Annotated in this window: 13 protein-coding genes; 12 read left to right on the top strand and 1 reads right to left on the bottom strand. The window is 51.4% G+C overall.

Annotation, left to right across the window (positions count from 1 at the left end; all coding sequences use genetic code 11):
* Positions 1-308 precede the first annotated feature (308 nt).
* Positions 309-974 carry an RluA family pseudouridine synthase gene (locus DWX00_RS11855; protein ID WP_055265689.1) on the top strand — a complete coding sequence of 222 codons (666 nt, stop codon included), beginning with the start codon at positions 309-311 and terminating at the stop codon, positions 972-974.
* 159 nt (positions 975-1133) lie between these two features.
* Positions 1134-2354: an ABC transporter substrate-binding protein gene (locus DWX00_RS11850; RefSeq protein ID WP_158578815.1), complete on the top strand. Its 1221-nt coding sequence runs from the start codon at positions 1134-1136 to the stop codon at positions 2352-2354.
* Between the two features lie 77 nt (positions 2355-2431).
* Here the strand turns inward: DWX00_RS11850 and DWX00_RS11845 are convergent, their stop codons facing one another.
* Positions 2432-3523 (bottom strand): TM7S3/TM198-like domain-containing protein, encoded by a 1092-nt coding sequence (locus DWX00_RS11845; RefSeq protein WP_158565052.1) that lies wholly within the window; start codon positions 3521-3523, stop codon positions 2432-2434.
* Positions 3524-3686: 163 nt separating this feature from the next.
* On the opposite strand from DWX00_RS11845, the gene DWX00_RS11840 reads away from it, so the two are divergent.
* The 10 genes from DWX00_RS11840 (at position 3687) to DWX00_RS20455 (ending at position 16638) form a co-directional block, all read left to right on the top strand.
* A complete protein-coding gene (locus tag DWX00_RS11840; RefSeq protein ID WP_117762052.1) occupies positions 3687-4112 on the top strand; it encodes a hypothetical protein in 426 nt (141 codons plus the stop codon).
* Positions 4113-4259: 147 nt separating this feature from the next.
* Positions 4260-5417: a class I SAM-dependent methyltransferase gene (locus DWX00_RS11835; RefSeq protein WP_118595292.1), complete on the top strand. Its 1158-nt coding sequence runs from the start codon at positions 4260-4262 to the stop codon at positions 5415-5417.
* Positions 5417-7885, top strand: a complete 2469-nt coding sequence (locus DWX00_RS11830) for a hypothetical protein (RefSeq protein WP_118595291.1) — start codon at positions 5417-5419, stop codon at positions 7883-7885. Before DWX00_RS11835 ends, DWX00_RS11830 begins: the two co-directional genes overlap by 1 nt.
* A 76-nt stretch (positions 7886-7961) precedes the next feature.
* The gene (gene asnS, locus DWX00_RS11825) at positions 7962-9353 is read left to right on the top strand and encodes an asparagine--tRNA ligase (RefSeq protein ID WP_055219187.1); all 1392 of its coding nucleotides are present in this window, start codon (positions 7962-7964) and stop codon (positions 9351-9353) included.
* A gap of 129 nt (positions 9354-9482) precedes the next feature.
* Complete coding sequence (locus DWX00_RS11820) at positions 9483-10547, top strand: metallophosphoesterase family protein (RefSeq protein WP_118595290.1); 1065 nt, start codon at positions 9483-9485, stop codon at positions 10545-10547.
* Positions 10548-10572: 25 nt separating this feature from the next.
* The gene (locus DWX00_RS11815) at positions 10573-12105 is read left to right on the top strand and encodes an ATP-binding protein (RefSeq protein WP_118595289.1); all 1533 of its coding nucleotides are present in this window, start codon (positions 10573-10575) and stop codon (positions 12103-12105) included.
* 60 nt (positions 12106-12165) lie between these two features.
* Positions 12166-12996, top strand: a complete 831-nt coding sequence (locus tag DWX00_RS11810; protein ID WP_118595288.1) for a deoxyribonuclease IV — start codon at positions 12166-12168, stop codon at positions 12994-12996.
* 19 nt (positions 12997-13015) lie between these two features.
* Positions 13016-14404: a 23S rRNA (uracil(1939)-C(5))-methyltransferase RlmD gene (gene rlmD, locus DWX00_RS11805; RefSeq protein WP_118595287.1), complete on the top strand. Its 1389-nt coding sequence runs from the start codon at positions 13016-13018 to the stop codon at positions 14402-14404.
* Between the two features lie 161 nt (positions 14405-14565).
* Entirely contained in the window at positions 14566-15501 is a 936-nt protein-coding gene (locus DWX00_RS11800) for a carbohydrate kinase family protein (protein ID WP_118595286.1), read from the top strand.
* 12 nt (positions 15502-15513) lie between these two features.
* Complete coding sequence (locus tag DWX00_RS20455; protein ID WP_118595285.1) at positions 15514-16638, top strand: non-canonical purine NTP pyrophosphatase; 1125 nt, start codon at positions 15514-15516, stop codon at positions 16636-16638.
* Positions 16639-16666 lie beyond the last annotated feature (28 nt).

The raw sequence follows: 16666 nt of genomic DNA, 5'->3' as shown, positions 1-16666 counted from the left end.
TATCAAACGAAAGCGAAAACAAAGATCACAGATCGGTAAAGAAAGAAAACCAGTGAAAATCCTTGAAAGTAGAGAAAAAACTGAATATGGAAAATAAAGAAAAAGCGGTCGCTGTATCAGAAAAAATGATTGGTATGGCGATCGCTTTCTGTGTTGTGTAATTCGTCCGCCGGGCATGTTTTTCTTGACAGATGCGGCGGAAATGGTGCATACTTCTTAAAGCATAACAGCGGAGAAATCCGTGTATCGAAAATAAGAAGTCAGGACAGGAGAAGAAAGTGGCTGGATTTTGCAGAGAAGATATTTTAATGGAAGATAACGATATTCTTGTTGTTCACAAGCACGCGGGTATGGCAGTGCAGAATGCGCGGATGGGACAGATGGATCTGGAGCATGCGCTGCTGAATTATTTGGCGAAGCAGGCAAGGGCGGAAACACCGGGTCAGGCGCGGACTCAGATTCCATATCTGGCGGTCGTTCACCGGCTCGATCAGCCGGTTGAGGGCGTGCTGGTGTTTGCAAAAAACAAAGACGCCGCAGGAAAACTGGGACGGCAGGTGAAGGACGGGACGATGAAGAAAGAGTATCTCGCCGTCTGTGAGGGAAAAATCGAAAAACAGGGCGTGCAGAAGTTTGAGGATTTCCTTGTAAAAGACGGACGGAGCAACACATCCCGCGTCGTACAGCCAGGCACCGCCGGAGCGAAAAAAGCGGTGCTGGAATATGAAGTGATAAGGACACAGGAGAACCGAACCCTGGTGCAGATCCACCTCGGAACGGGCCGCCACCACCAGATCCGCGTCCAGTTTTCCCATGCGGGATATCCGCTGGCGGGTGATGCAAAATATGGGGCGAAGGAGAAAGGATCTCTGGCGCTGTGCGCGCATCATCTCGAGCTGAAGCATCCGCGGACAGGCAAACGGCTTTCGTTTACCGTAAAACCAGAAGGTGAAATCTTCCACAGCTTTGTGTAACTATTCAGAACTATGTGAAATTGCAAAAAAGTTCAGAAAATCATAAGAAAACAGGACTGGACTATTTTTACGGTTTGTGTATAATAGAGAAAGGTTATGTAACAAAACTGTAAAAAGTAATGGAAAATGATTCATCAGGCAAAGCAGAAAGGGAGAATTATGAAACGCAGAATGATTGCAGTACTGCTTTCCGGAATCCTGCTGTGCTCGGCAGCTGGATGCGGAAAAGAAGCAGTGACAGACAAGAGCACCGCAGCATCGTCGTCTCAGGAAGTGACAGAAACTCCGGCGGCAGAAGAAAGCCCGGAGGCCTCATCGTCCAGCGCAGATTCTACAGCAGAGTCAGCCAGTGCATCCACATCTTCTGAAAGCTCTGGAGATGAAGGAAAAGAAGCAGACAAAAAACGAATAGAAATCACCGTTCCGCACAAAGACGGCATGGAAGCATTGTACGACACCGTGGATGGACTTAACGTTGAAAAAGGCTCTTACATCGCCGTGGTTGCAAAAGACTTAAGTGCCGGTTTTTGGAAAGCCGTAAAAGCCGGTGCGCAGCAGGCACTTGACGATCTGAACGCCTCGCTTGGCTACACCGGAAACGACAAAGTTTATATGACATTTGAAGGCCCGGAAAATGAAAGTGACACCAACTCTCAGATCAATATCATCGACTCTGTCATTTCGGAAAATCCGGACGCGCTGATCCTTGGTATCATTGACCAGCAGTCGGGACAGGCACAGATGGAAGAGGCTTCCGACAGCCAGATTCCAGTCATCATCGCGGATTCCGGTATCGAGAGTGATCTGATCACCTCGACATGTGCGACTGATCACGCAGCGGCAGCAAAGCTTGCGGCAGATCATCTCTGTGAGGCCATCGGCAACAGCGGAGAGGTTGCGATTGTTGCACATCAGTACAACACCGAGAGCAGCGTAGAGCGCGTGGAAGCATTTAAAAAAGAGATCGAAGAAAAATATACCGATGTGAAAGTGGTTCAGGTGAATTACGGAGATGGAGAAGAATCCATCGCGGACATGCTGAAAAATACACTTGAAACCTACCCGGCTCTGAAGGGCATCTTCTGTACGAACGAAGACATGGCAGACCAGACGCTGGATGCGCTGGCAGATATGGAAAATACTGAGCAGATTCAGATTGTCGGTTTTGATTCCGGTGAAAAACAGCAGAAAGCGATCCAGGAGGGACGCGAGTACGGTACCGTAACGCAGAATCCGTACGGTCTTGGCTATGCGGCAATCGTGGCGGCCGTCCGCGCGATTCAGGGACTTCCGGTAGATCAGAAGATCGATACGGGATATCAGTGGCTCGACAAAGACACGATCGATCTGGAGACAAATCAGAAGTATCTTTATAACTGAAAATCAGGATAAAAAATGAACCCGGCAGACAAGGGAATGTTCCTTTGCCTGCCGGGTTTTCTGCGCTGCAGTGCGGATTACGAGTTCTGATCGTCTTCGTAAATTCTCTGTACCTCTTCGGAAATCTGCTGCCGGATCGCGGAGAGATCGACATCCGGGATGCCGTCCTCGGTGATCTGCGGTTTGGAAGGAGAGGTATACGGCTTCGTGTCGCCCATGGAAGCTTTTGGGGATGTTTCTTCTTCGTCAAACTCCTCCGGAGCGGCCGGTTTTGCGGATGGCCGGCGGCGGATGATTTTCGGAAGATCTTTCTCATCGTCGTCATCGTCAGGTTCTTCCGGAACAAAACGGAAATCGTACATGGTGTTCTGCGAAACACGGGTACGGTTCGACGGTTTCTGATAGCTGCGGTACGGATCTCTTGCGTTGCCGGAAGAAGAGGAAGAGGAGCCGCGGCGTTTCTTTTTCTTCTTTCTGGATGGAAGAGGATCGAAACCGGATCTGCGCTTCCGTCTGGCGCGCGCTTTTGCACGGTGTTCGCGTTCTTCTTCGTCGTCATCCTCCCAGTAGTCCGCCTCTTTCCACGGTTTAAACTGGAAGAGCATGCCTGCTGCGGCGAGAATGGCAGAGACAATCCAGAACATCATGTTCAGATCGAGGTCCTTGAAGAAATATGCCATGCGGATCGTCGTGAGGGCGCCGCAGATGGAGGTGACCAGGATTACGGAAATGCGTTCGAACGGAACGCAGATCAGGCTGATCACGAAAGCGACGAGGGCGACGAGTCCATAACCTGTGATATCGTTTGGATTAACGAGATGCCAGAGGCAAAAGCCGACGAGCCCGCAGATCAGAAGAAAAAGTCCGATCCGGTAGAGGACGAAGGCAATGATTGCGGTCAGAAGACCGGTGCCGACGGCAAGCGCCAGGGTGATCGTCGTGGTCTGATTCGTGTAGGTACCCGCTGCATAACCAGCGGCCGCGCCGAGAAAAAATCCGGGAATGACGCTCCAGAGTTTGCGGAGCGCATAGCCGAAGAAACAGTTCAGCAGGGCAAAAACAATCACAATCAGAAGAAGCTGCTGCTGGTAAACACCCATGACGTCCCGGACTTTATCGAGACCGCCAAGCAGCGTGTTGATGTTAAAAGCTTGCATATTCAGATTCATGATATTCACTCCTATATGATGTATCGGAAAAATAGATACAGGTTGTATTTTAGTACGGAACGGCGGTTTTGGCAAGTGAAATTGTGTTTGAGATCTGGAAAACGGCAGAATGGCGGCGGTGTGCATATGGTATAAGGAAGAGCAAAAAGGAAATAAAACAGGCATGAATCAGGATAGAGTGTATGAAAATAGAAGAAATTCCTATCAGGGAAATCCGATGGAGCGGCCGGAGCCGTTTTTTGCGGCACAGCCCTTATGGGGAAGAAGTATGGAGGAGCAGCAGGAAGCGCGGGAACGGCAGCGGATGCAGTCGTATTATTCCCGGACGGCATCTGATCTGCAGAGGCTGGTGGAGGCAGAGTGTGACCGCATGGATTACCGCGGCAGCATGATGTACGACGAATTCCCGGACCGGCTCATGATGGAGCACACCTGCCGGAATATCGCACGTCAGTACAGCAGGGAAAACGGCGGGAAGGATGAGAAAACGGCAGAAGAGGAACTGCTCGATTTAATCGGCGTTCTTTTTTATAATGAAATGTTCCGGAGGCGGAGCAGGAGGAAACATTATTACAATCTGTGGCTTTAAACCGCGCCATAAAGTAATAAGAGGGTAACACATTTTTAATAATTTTTTTGTTGTGGTTTTGCGGAAAACAGATTACAATATTAGCGGGGTTGTAAGGGGCTTTATTACACATGTTTACAAACGATTCAGGAAGTTTGGAGAGTATAAATGGAATTACAGAAATTATTACAGGATGAAATCCGGGAAGGGCTGTACCGTATCACGATCAGCGGTCCAAGAGGGGACAGTGAAGTGTCCAAAGTGAGAATACGCCCGGTTGAAATAAAAGGAAAACTGCTCTTTCAGTGCCAGGAGACCGTCGGCACGAAGGAGTTTCATAAAAATATGACAAAAGACGATGTGATCACCCGGATCAGCGACTGGATGAACGGAACCTTCAAGCAGATGCAGCTCGAATCCGACACCTGCACAGCATCCGTTCTGGTCAGCAAAAAGGGAACGATGACGATCAAAAAGAAACCGCATATGAAAGGAACCGGCAAACCCGTCAATCTGGCGCACAACCGGAAGAAACGGTATATTCTGGAAGAAGGAATCCCGGTTCCTTTTTTACAGGATCTTGGTGTTATGACAAAAGAAGGCAAAATCGTGCGGACCCGCTACGACAAGTTCCGCCAGATCAACCGCTTTCTGGAGTTCATCGAAGATATCCTGCCGCAGCTCCCATCGGACCGCGAGATCACGATTCTCGATTTCGGCTGCGGAAAATCGTATCTGACGTTTGCGATGTATTATTACTTCCGCGAACTGAAAAAACTGGATGTCAATATCATCGGACTTGACTTGAAAGAGGATGTCATCGCAATCTGCAACGGACTGGCGGAGAAATACGGCTATGAAAAGCTGCATTTCTATCAGGGTGACATCGCTTCTTATACCGGCCGCGACGAGGTCGATATGGTGGTGACGCTGCACGCGTGCGACACGGCGACTGACTATGCGCTGGAAAAGGCCGTCAAATGGAATGCAAAAGTTATTCTTTCCGTTCCGTGCTGCCAGCATGAGCTGAACCGCCAGATTGCAAACAAAGAACTGTATCCGATCATGGATTACGGCATCTTAAAAGAGCGCATGGCGGCGCTTCTGACCGACGGAATCCCGGCAAAGCTTCTGGAGAATGCAGGCTATGAGACACAGATTCTCGAATTCATCGACATGGAGCACACGCCGAAGAACCTTCTGATCCGCGCGGTAAAACGCCAGGAAGGCTCGAAAAAACTGCCGGAAGAACTGAAAGTGTGCATGGAAGCGTACCATGTGAAGCCGACACTGGCAGACCTCCTCACAGAAAAGGAGGAGCCGTGATGAATAAAAGAGCAGCAAGGATTCTGATCCTTTTTCTTGTTTTTGCCGCATCAGTCGGTGTGTTCACACACCTGATGAGCCACGAGACGACGGAGAATGCGACCGATCTGGACGCAGCGAGTCTTCCGGTGCTGTACATGAAGACCGCGGACACGACAGTGAACCGCATGTACGGATACCGCCAGGAGATGAACGGCGTAACGACAAGAGAAAACCTGACACCGCTGCCGATGGACCGTTCGCTTACGCTTGAAATTGATGCGAAGGGACAGAAAATTATAAACGTGACCTATACGGTGGAAAGCACAGACGGCGGAGCGCTGATTGAAAACTCGGTGCTGAAATCGTTTGACGAGGACGGAAGCTATCTGAAAGCAGACTTCCAGTTAGAGACCGCGATTCTGATGAATCAGGAATATACGCTGAAGCTCGAGGTTGCCTACGGAAACGGCCAGTCTGCCTGGTATTACACCCGCATTGTACAGCGCAACGGCGTGGAGGTCGGCGATTATCTGGCCTACACGCAGATGTTTGCGCAGACATGCCTGGATAAAACGCAGGCGGAAGCGCTCGTTCCGCAGCTTGAGCCGGATGAGACGGGGGATAATTCTTCGTTCCTCAATGTCAACATTCATTCCAGCCTCGACCAGATTTCCTGGGGAAGCCTCGCACCGACGATCGTACAGCAGCCGGTGCAGCAGATCAAAGAAGCGAATGAGACGACGACCAGCATCAAACAGGAGTACATGATCAGTGCGCAGGATGAGAACGGACAGACGGAGTATTATACCGTAAGCGAGTTCTACCGGATGCGAGAGTCCGACGGAGAGATTATTCTGCTGGACTTCGAGCGGAGCGCACAGCAGATCTTTGATCCGGAGCTTGGTGTTCTGACGAAATCCGGCATTAACCTCGGTGTGACCGGCGAGGATACCAAGTATGTGACGAATACGGCAGGTGATATTGTCGCATTTGTAGTAAACGGTGATCTCTGGTGCTACAACCGCAGCGCCAACAAGACGATCCGCGTTTTCAGCTTCCGTGAGAACGGCAGCATGGATGACCGGGAACAGCACGGAGAGCATGATGTCAACATTGTACGTGTGGATGATGCGGGCGATGTGACGTTTGTTGTTTATGGCTATATGAACCGCGGAAACCACGAGGGTGAAGTGGGAGCAGCCGTTTACTATTATCGCGCCGAGCGGAATGTGGCAACCGAGGAGATTTTCGTTCCGGCGGATATTTCCTACGAGATGCTGAAAAAACAGCTCGACCGCCTCTCCTACGTCAACAAGCAGAGAGAGATGTATCTCTATCTGAATGAGAACCTGTGTAAGGTAGATATTGAAACCGGCACGACGACGGTGGTCCGGGAAAGTATCCCGGAGGACTGCTTTGTAGTATCGGAAAGCCAGGAGAGCATCGCGTGGATGGATGCGGACAATGCAAGCAGTGCGATGAACATCACCGTGATGAATCTGGAGAGCGGGGAAACGCAGCGCTTTGCGGCGGATGACGGACAGAAGATCCGGGCACTTGGCTTTATCAATGAAGACTTTGTCTATGGTATGGCAAACGACAGCGATATTTTAAAAGATATTTCCGGCAATGAAGTTTTCGCTATGCATACGGTGCGGATTGTCAGCATCGACGGAAACGTGAAAAAAGAGTATCACCAGGACGGCTATTATGTGACAGGTGTGTCGATTTCGGACGGCCTTCTGGAGCTGGACCGCGTGGTACGCCAGGAAAACGGCTATGCGGATGCGCCGGAGGATCACATCATGAACGGCGAGCAGCAGAGCCAGGAACTGGTGACGGGCCGCCTGGCAACGGTGGACGACAGAAGAGAGCAGCAGTTCCTTCTGGAATTCTCGACGAGCGGCAAAACACAGTCGCTTCTGACACTGACACCGAAATATATCTATTCAACCTTACGGACCGATCTTACGATGTCGTACGACACGGGCAGCGCAGATCTTTACTATGTATATGGAAAAGGAAAACTGATCGCCATTTTAAGCTCCCCGGCCGAGGCCGTACAGCTTGCCGATGAGAATGTCGGCGTTGTGCTGAACAGCAGCCAGTCCTATGTGTGGGAGCGCGGAAACCGCCAGCAGGGCATGCGCCTCGACGAGACAACGATGCCGTCGGGATTCCAGAGTGCATCTCTGGACGAAAACGTGCTGAATGAGTCACTCGGTGATGATTACGAACTGCTGAACCTGACGGGCTGCACAAGAGAAGAAATTCTCTACATGATCAGCAGCGGCTACGGCGTTGTTGTAAAGACCGGCGCGAACGAGAGTCTGCTTCTGACCGGATACGATATTTTTGGAAATTCCTGGCTGTATAACCCGGCAACGGGCGAGACAACTGCACTTTCTGACGATGACAGCGATGCATTGTTCGCACAGAACGGCAATGTCTTCATCAGTTATATTAAAAAAGTAAAGATCGAGTGATTTGCGGGGTTTTCTAATGACGCAAAAAGTGCTAGAATAAAGAAAGCACTATGAATATTTAGGGAGAAAAAAGACAATGAAACTTACAACCATCCGAGAGATTTATAAAAACCGGGAAGTATACCTGGACAAAGAAGTAACCGTAGGCGGCTGGGTGCGCAGCGTACGTGATTCCAAAACCTTTGGTTTCATCGTTCTGCACGACGGAAGCTATTTCGAAACCCTGCAGATCGTATACCACGATGAGATGGAAAACTTCGCTGAGATTTCCAAAATGAACGTCGGCGCAGCCATCATCGTAAAAGGTACCCTCGTTGCTACCCCGCAGGCAAAACAGCCGTTTGAGATTCAGGCGGCAGAAGTTACCGTAGAGGGCGTTTCCGCACCGGATTACCCGCTGCAGAAAAAACGCCACTCCATGGAATACCTTCGTACCATTTCCCATCTGCGTCCGAGAACCAACACCTTCCAGGCAGTCTTCCGTGTTCGTTCCCTCTGCGCCTATGCGATCCATCAGTTCTTCCAGGAGAGAGACTTCGTTTATGTCAATACCCCGCTGATCACCGGAAGCGACTGCGAGGGAGCCGGCGAGATGTTCCAGGTAACCACCATGGATCTTGACAATATTCCGAAAACCGAGGACGGCGCTGTTGATTTCACACAGGACTTCTTCGGAAAGAAGACAAGCCTTACCGTAAGCGGACAGTTAAACGGCGAGACCTTTGCACAGGCATTCCGCAATATCTACACCTTCGGACCGACTTTCCGTGCAGAGAATTCCAACACCACCCGCCACGCAGCTGAGTTCTGGATGATCGAGCCGGAAATCGCATTCGCTGATCTGGAGGACGATATGGAGCTTGCTGAGGCAATGCTGAAATATGTCATCCGCTACGTTATGGAGCATGCACCGGAAGAAATGCAGTTCTTCAACAGTTTCGTGGACAAGGGACTGATCGAGCGTCTGAACCATGTCGTAAATTCTGAGTTCGGCCGTGTAACCTACACCGAGGCTATCGAGCTTCTGGAGAAAAACAACGACAAATTCGATTACAAAGTATACTGGGGATGCGATCTGCAGACCGAGCATGAGCGTTATTTGACCGAGCAGATCTTCAAGAGACCGGTTTTCGTTACCGATTATCCGAAGGAGATCAAAGCGTTCTACATGAAGCTGAACGATGACAACAAGACCGTTGCCGCTATGGACTGTCTGGTTCCTGGCATCGGAGAGATCATCGGCGGAAGCCAGCGTGAGGACGACTACGAGAAACTGCTTGGCCGTATGAAAGAGCTGGGACTTGCTGAGGAAGATTACGGATTCTATCTGGACCTCAGAAAATATGGTTCTACCCACCATGCAGGATTCGGACTGGGATTTGAAAGATGCGTCATGTATCTGACCGGAATGGGCAATATCCGCGACGTCATCCCGTTCCCGAGAACAGTAAACAACTGCGAGCTGTAATTACGAAAAGTGATATAGAAACTTAAAAAATACGGATGCCGGGTGCAGTGGAATCCAATGTGGATTTGGTGTGCCTGACGTCCGTATTGTAGTAATGGAGAAAATGAATCCAGAAAGGGGTATGCGCCTATGCGGTTTATTCATATTGCGGACGTGCATCTTGGCATGCAGCCGGATGCGGGATTTCCCTGGAGCGAGGAGCGCGGGGAGGCCATCTGGGAGAGCTTCCGGCGGATCATCCGCCTGGCCGGTCGGGAAAAGACGGACTTTCTGTTGATCGCGGGAGATCTGTTCCAGCGTCAGCCGCTGCTGCGGGAACTGAAAGAGGTTAATGATCTCTTTGCTTCCATCCCGGAGACGATCGTCGTGCTGATTGCCGGAAACCACGATTATGTGAAGCGGGAGAGCTTTTACCGCGGTTTCGACTGGGCAGACAACGTGGTAATGCTCCTGTCGCCGGAGCCGGAGTGTGTTGAAGTTCCGGAGAAGAAGACGGCGGTGTACGGATGCAGTTACGACAAAAAAGAGATCCTGGAAAACCGGCTGGACGGCGTGCGGCCGGAGGGAAAAATGAAATATCATCTGCTGCTCGCGCACGGCGGCGATGCCCGCCACATGCCGTGGAATCCGGGCCGCATGGCGCAGGCTGGGTTTGATTATATTGCGTGCGGGCACATTCATAAGCCGGGGATTCTTATTCCCGACAAAATGGCATACGCAGGCGCACTCGAACCGACGGATGAGACGCAGTTGGGGCCGCACGGCTACATCCGCGGAACAGTGGACGAGCACGGCACGCGGATTCAGTTTGTGCCGTTTGCCAGATATGAGTACGAAGATCTGGTGTTGAACGTGACGGAGGATCTGACACAGTATGCGCTGGAGACGAAGCTGAAACAGGAGCTGGCGCTGCGGGAGGATGGGAAGATCCGAAAAATCATCCGCCTGAAACTTGTGGGACACCGTGCCGCCGAGCTGGAATTTTCTCCGAAACGGCTGCTGGACTGCGGCAGAGTCATCTCCGTGGAGGATAAAACACGTCCGGCATACGATCTGGAACAGCTGAAGAAAACGTATGGCGCTAGTCTGATCAGCGCCTATATTGAAGCATTTGAAACAAAGACGGATGCGCAGTCACAGAAGGCGCTCGACTATGGTCTCGAGGCGCTGCTGGCGGCACGCAGGAACGGCTGAAAAAAGATTGCGGGAGGCATAGAAGATGAAAATAGAAAAACTGGAAATCCGCAATTTTGGAAAAATGCAGAACCGCACACTGGAATTTTCCGATGGGATTCAGCTCATCAGCGGGGAAAATGAGAGCGGAAAATCGACCGTCCATACCTTCATCCGCAGCATGCTGTTCGGCATGACACGCGGCCGGGGGCGGGCGGCAAAAAATGATGTCTACAGTCGTTATGAGCCATGGGAAAATCCGGCATACTATGCGGGAGAGATGGTGCTTGAAAGCGGCGGCAAACGGTTCCGCCTGACACGGAATTTCGGGCGGCAGAACGCCAATGCAAAGCTGGTGTGCCTGACGGACGGCGAGGTGCTCTCCGTGGTGGACGGCGATCTTTCCATGCTGCTCGGCGGTGTCAGTGAGATTGTGTATGATAATACGGCTTCGATCGGGCAGTTAAAAGGCAGAACCGAGGAAGGGCTTGCGGATGAGCTGCGGAACTATATGGCAAATTACCAGGGGAGCAGCGATGGAGAGCTAGATGTGGCGGCGGCGCTGGATCTGCTGAAGCAGAAGAGAAAGCGCCTGGAGCAGGAACAGAAAAAGACGCTGGCGGGACTGGAAAAACGGAAGGAAGAACTTGAGACGAAAATTTCCGTTTTTACGGAGGAGTGCCGTCAGAGCGAGGAGAATCTGCAGCAGGCGAAAGAGCAGATGAAGCGGGATATCTATCAGAAGGATGTGCCGATCGAACGGGTGCGGAAGATGAAAAAAGAATCTCGGAAGAGCCGCAAATGGGGTGCCGCGTGCGTGGCGCTGGCTGGATTTCTCTTGTTCTTATGCATTCTGCAGTTCTTCCATATTGATTCGCTGCTGACGAGAACGGGACTCGGGCTTGCGATTGCGGCGCTCTTGTATCTGGCGTACAGTCTGTTCCGTCACCGGAAAACGGAGGTCGAGCAGGTCGTGACGGAGCCGGAGGAGCAGGCGATCCGCCGCCAGCAGTGGAATGTGGACCGCCTGAAGCAGGAGCTGGGGCAGAAACAGACGGTGCTGTCGAACTTGCAGAGTGAATACGAAGAGCTCTGCATTTCCATGACGGAAAAAGATCATCTGCAGGAAGAACTCGATGCGCTTTCCCTGTCGGGGGAGACGATCCAGAGTCTCTCCGTACAGATGCAGAGCCGGATCGGCGACCGCTTAAAACAGCAGATGTCAAAAACGCTGTCATCGCTGACGAATGGCCGCTATCTGCAGGTGAATATGGATGAGAATCTGCGGATCGGCCTTCACACCGCAGACGAATATGTGCCGCTTGAACAGGTCAGCCGCGGCACGATCGAGCAGGCGTACTTTGCGCTCCGCATGGCGGCGATGGATGTGCTCTGCGGCGAGGAGGAGCTGCCGGTGATTCTCGATGAATCGTTTGCGTTTTACGATGAAAACCGGCTGAAAGAAACTTTGAAATGGCTGGCGGAAAACCGGACGCAGGTGCTGCTCTTTACGTGTCAGAAGCGGGAGGAGGAAGCACTCTCGGAGATGGGAATTCCGTACCGGAAAATTGTGCTTTAAGTAATGCGGCTCGCAGAGAATCGGTGAGTTGTGGTTTGGAAATAAAGGAGAATAGAAGTTATGCTGACAATAGGATGTCATTTATCATCGTCCAAAGGATATCTTGCCATGGGAAAAGAGGCGGTGTCCATCGGGGCGAATACCTTTCAGTTTTTTACAAGAAACCCGAGAGGAAGCAAGGCGAAAGCCATCGACGAGGCGGATGTCGCAGCGTTTCTTTCTTACAGTAAGGAGCATGGAATCGAGCGCATTTTGGCACATGCGCCGTACACGCTGAATCCGTGCTCGAAGGATGCGCACACGAGAGAGTTTGCATGGATGACGATGGCGGATGATCTGAAACGGATGGAGTATACGCCGGGAAACTGCTACAATTTCCACCCGGGCAGTCATACCGGACAGGGGGCGGAAGAGGGAATCCGTCTGATTTCGGAGATGCTGAATGAAATTTTAAAACCGGAGCAGACGACCACGGTGCTGCTTGAGACGATGGCAGGAAAAGGAACCGAAGTCGGCCGCTCGTTTGAGGAGCTGGCGGCGATTCTGGAGCGCGTGGAATTAAAAGACCACATGGGTGTCTGCCTAGATACGTGCCATGTGTACGATGCGGGATACGATATTGTGGATCACCTCGATGATGTGCTTGAGAGGTTCGACCGCGTGGTAGGACTTTCGAAGCTGAAAGCGGTTCATCTGAACGACAGCAAGAATCCGTTTGAGAGCCATAAGGACCGCCATGAGAAGATCGGCGAGGGATCGCTGGGACTTGCGGCATTTGAGCGGATTGTGACACATCCGGCGCTGGCGGGACTGTCGTTCTATCTGGAAACACCGAATGAGCTGGACGGATATGCAAAAGAGATCGCGCTGCTGCGCGGGTTTGCGAAATAGAGGAAGAAGGTAAGAGAAAGTGGAAAACACGAGAGAGAAGAATAAAAGATCTGACGGAAGAAAAAAGACGTATTTCGACAGGGAAAATAAAAAGAAAGCTGTTCGTATCGAGAAAACAAAGAGCGTGGCACCGGAAAAAGGAAAGCAGAAAAAGAGTTCATCATCGTCGAAATGTCCTTATCAGAAAAAATGCGGCGGATGCACATATCTGAACCTCTCCTACGAAGAGCAGCTCGCGAAAAAAGAGCAGTTCCTGAAGAAGACTCTGAAGGGCATCGTCCCGGTCAAAGGCATGGTTGGCATGGAAAATCCTTATCATTACCGGAATAAAGTCAATTCCGCCTTTGCACGCAAAAAAGACGGAACGATCATATCCGGCATTTATGAAAAGGGCACACACAAAGTGGTTCCGGTCGATGAGTGCCTGCTCGAGGATCAGCGTGCCGATGCCATCATCTGCGATATCCGCAGTCTGCTGAAGAGCTTCAAAATCATGATCTACAACGAGGACAGCGGCTACGGCCTCCTGCGCCACGTCATGGTGCGCACCGGCTTTGCTTCCGGCGAGATCATGGTCGTCCTCGTCTGCGTATCACCAGTCTTCCCGTCAAAAAACAACTTCGTAAAGGCCCTGCGCAAACTCCACCCGGAGATCACCACGATCGTACTGAACGTCAACGACCGCACCGACAGCATGGTACTCGGAAAACGCGACATTGTCCTCTTCGGACGCGGTTACATCGAGGATGAACTCTGCGGCTGCACCTTCCGCATCTCCCCGCAGTCCTTCTACCAGGTCAACCCGGTTCAGACGAAAAAACTGTACGAAAAAGCCATCTCCCTGGCCGGCCTCACCGGAAACGAACGCGTCCTGGACGCCTACTGCGGAATCGGAACCATCGGCCTCATCGCATCCCGCGATGCCAGAGAAGTCATCAGCGTCGAACTGAACCCGGACGCCGTCCGCGATGCCGTAACAAACGCCAAACGAAACCAAATCAAAAACGTCTCCTTCTACCAGAACGACGCCGGCGCCTTCATGGTCTCCATGGCCGAAAAAGGCGAAAAAGCCGATGTCGTCTTCATGGACCCGCCAAGAGCCGGCAGTGATGAAGCCTTTCTGTCCTCTGTCGTAACCCTTTCACCGAAAAAAGTGGTCTACGTCTCCTGCAATCCGGAGACATTGGCGAGAGACCTGCGGTATCTGACGAAACACGGATATAAGGCAGAAGAGGCATGGGGGTATGATATGTTCGCGTGGTCGGAGCATGTGGAGACGGTAGTCTTGATGTCAAAACAAAGAAATAAGGACCAGCTTCCAGGTCGAGACGGTGAAATCCGGCAACTCAACTCCCTGCGAGTGTATGGCCAATCAGAGGTCAGAGCGGATGGATTGTGTAGGAGTTGAGCGTTCTTCACTGTCTCAACTGTCGAGACAGTAGCAGAGAGCAGCAATGTAAAAGTGCCTTACATTATTTGGATGCTGAGAAGACAGAAATTTCGTGAAACAGACGAAGAGGCTTGTCTGAAAAAAGAAGGAATGAAAAAACAGGAGAGGAAAAAAGAAACATGGCAGTAAATAAAAATGGAATCGTAGTATTAGGAGCAGTTTTTGTGGATATCAAAGGTTTTCCAGAGGACATCTACGTCCCGGACGGCAGAAACGCCGGCCATGTCGAATACATCCACGGCGGTGTGAGCCGAAACGTGGTGGAGGATATCGCAAACCTGGAACTGCGCCCGACCTTCCTTGGAATCGTGGATAATACCGCACTCGGCGAGGATGTTGTGCGCAAACTGCAGCGCCACAAAGTCAATACCGAATACATGAAAGAAATCCCGAACGGTATGGGAACATGGCTTGCTGTCTTCGATCACAACGGTGACCTGGCGGGCTCCATTTCCCAGCGCCCGAACCTGATGCCGATTCTCGATATTCTGGAAGAAAACGGAGATGAAATTATCGAAAACTGCGATTCCATTGTGGCAGAGATCGATATGGACAAAGAGATCATCAAAAAGCTGGTACAGCTCTGTGAAAAATACGATAAAAAATTGTACGGCGTTGTCAGCAACATGAACATCGCAGTCAGCAGAAGAGATCTTCTGCAGAAATTTGACTGCCTGATCTGCAACCAGATCGAGGCAGGCGTTTTCTTCTCCGATGATTACAGCGAAAAAACACCGGCCGAGATGGAAAAGATTCTCGCCGAGCGTCTGAAAGCGGCAAATGTTCCGGCCATGGTCGTAACAATGGGCGGCGACGGAGCGGTTTATGCGGAAGCAGACGGAGAGAGCGGCTTCTGCCCGGCGCAGAAAGTACAGGTAAAAGATACAACAGGAGCCGGTGATGCGTTCTGCGCAGGTGTTTCCGCCGGTCTGACCTATGGAAAAACGCTTGGCAAGGCAGTTGAAATCGGTACGCGTCTTGCTGCATCCGTCATCACATCGTCGGAAAATGTCTGCCCGCGCTTCCGCCCGGAAGAGTTCGGCATCGAGGCATAGAAGGGGGCAGAAATGAAGTTACTGTACGGAACCGGCAACCCGGCAAAACTCGACGCGATGCGTCACCGCCTTGCCGGTCTTGGAATTGAGCTGATCGGGCTGAAAGATCTTGGCGGTGTTAAGCAGCCAGAGATTATCGAGGATGGAAAAACGCCGCTGGAAAATGCCAGGAAAAAGGCGGAGGCGTATTTCAACGCGCTTCATATGCCGGTGTTCTCCTGTGATTCCGGTCTGTATTTTGACAACGTGGCAGAGGACGACCAGCCCGGCGTCCATGTGCGGACCGTGAACGGAAAGTATCTGTCCGATGAAGAAATGACCGTGCATTACGCCGCCCTTGCAGAAAAGTACGGCGGCCTGACGGGACGCTACAAAAACGCAGTTTCGCTGATTCTTGATGCGGACCACCGCTATGACGCGATGGACCCGTCAATGGAGAGCGCTCCTTTCCGCATGGTCAGCACACCCCATCCGATGAGCAAAAAAGGCTTTCCGCTCGACCGTCTGTCGATCGATCTGCGGACCGGAAAATATTATTACGATCTGAATGAGCAAGAAGCCGCGCTCGATCAGCTTGCCGTGGAAGACGGTTTTCTGCAGTTTTTTGAGCGGGCAATGGAGGAATACCATAAAATGGAACGATATGAACTTCGAACCATCCGCCAGGACGAAATGGAACAGGGCGTTGCCATTGAGCTGGCGTGCTTTCCGCCGAATGAGGCGTGCTCCGAAAAGAGCATGCGCGAGCGGGTGCAGTACGCGCCGGAGCTGTTTCTGGCGGCAGTAGACAAAGAAACCGGAAAAATCGCCGGAACGCTGAACGGACTTGCAACAAACGAGACAAAATTCCGTGATGCCTTTTTCGATGAAATCAGTCTGTACGACCCGAAGGGAGAAAACGTCATGCTGCTGGGTCTCAGTGTCCTGCCGGAATACCGCGGCCAGGGAATCGCCCGCGCGCTGATGGAAGAGTACAGCCGCCGGGAACAGAAAAACGGAAGAAAACAGCTCATTCTGACCTGCCTGCAGGATAAGGTGGAGATGTACAAAAAGATGAATTTCCGCGACGAGGGAATCTCCGCATCCACCTGGGGCGGCGAGGAATGGCATGATATGACGAGAAAATTAAACGATTAAGAAAATTTGCAGAGAAAATCTCTTGTGT

The sequence above is a fragment of the Blautia sp. AF17-9LB genome (genome assembly GCF_003479185.1).
Classification (GTDB): domain Bacteria; phylum Bacillota; class Clostridia; order Lachnospirales; family Lachnospiraceae; genus Fusicatenibacter; species Fusicatenibacter saccharivorans.
Note: the sequence above shows the minus strand (reverse complement) of the source record. Positions and strands in the feature narration are given on the sequence as shown.

Bases quoted from the DNA above. Each gene is read 5' to 3' on its own strand.
- DWX00_RS11855 (WP_055265689.1), top strand. From the start codon at position 309: ATGGAAGATAACGATATTCTTGTTGTTCACAAGCACGCGGGTATGGCA.
- DWX00_RS11850 (WP_158578815.1), top strand. From the start codon at position 1,134: ATGAAACGCAGAATGATTGCAGTACTGCTTTCCGGAATCCTGCTGTGC.
- DWX00_RS11845 (WP_158565052.1), bottom strand. From the start codon at position 3,523: ATGAATCTGAATATGCAAGCTTTTAACATCAACACGCTGCTTGGCGGT.
- DWX00_RS11840 (WP_117762052.1), top strand. From the start codon at position 3,687: ATGAATCAGGATAGAGTGTATGAAAATAGAAGAAATTCCTATCAGGGA.
- DWX00_RS11835 (WP_118595292.1), top strand. From the start codon at position 4,260: ATGGAATTACAGAAATTATTACAGGATGAAATCCGGGAAGGGCTGTAC.
- DWX00_RS11830 (WP_118595291.1), top strand. From the start codon at position 5,417: ATGAATAAAAGAGCAGCAAGGATTCTGATCCTTTTTCTTGTTTTTGCC.
- asnS (WP_055219187.1), top strand. From the start codon at position 7,962: ATGAAACTTACAACCATCCGAGAGATTTATAAAAACCGGGAAGTATAC.
- DWX00_RS11820 (WP_118595290.1), top strand. From the start codon at position 9,483: ATGCGGTTTATTCATATTGCGGACGTGCATCTTGGCATGCAGCCGGAT.
- DWX00_RS11815 (WP_118595289.1), top strand. From the start codon at position 10,573: ATGAAAATAGAAAAACTGGAAATCCGCAATTTTGGAAAAATGCAGAAC.
- DWX00_RS11810 (WP_118595288.1), top strand. From the start codon at position 12,166: ATGCTGACAATAGGATGTCATTTATCATCGTCCAAAGGATATCTTGCC.
- DWX00_RS11800 (WP_118595286.1), top strand. From the start codon at position 14,566: ATGGCAGTAAATAAAAATGGAATCGTAGTATTAGGAGCAGTTTTTGTG.
- DWX00_RS20455 (WP_118595285.1), top strand. From the start codon at position 15,514: ATGAAGTTACTGTACGGAACCGGCAACCCGGCAAAACTCGACGCGATG.